Annotated in this window: 1 protein-coding gene; it reads right to left on the bottom strand. The window is 61.9% G+C overall.

Annotated elements, in window-relative coordinates:
• On the bottom strand, positions 1-231 hold a 231-nt coding region (locus tag QRT08_RS18600), incomplete at both ends, for a hypothetical protein (RefSeq protein ID WP_286047486.1).

Here is a 231-nt window from a genome sequence, read left to right on the forward strand (position 1 = left end):
TGTTGGTGATCTCGGCCACCTGAGCTCCCTCCGAGCTGAACCCTTCGAAGGCGCTGTCGAGTTCCGCATCCGGCCGGAGAAGGAGCTTGGTGCCGCCGACCAGAAGGACCAGCTTTTCAGGATCCTTGGGGTCCTCGTAGAAGGCGGCGATTATTTCATCGAGGCCGATGTCAGCTTTGACGTCCGCCGCCGTTTCGTCGAGCGTCTGGGCGAATTCGGGCCGCGTGCTCT

It is taken from the genome of Halalkalicoccus sp. NIPERK01 (genome assembly GCF_030287405.1).
Lineage (GTDB): Archaea > Halobacteriota > Halobacteria > Halobacteriales > Halalkalicoccaceae > Halalkalicoccus.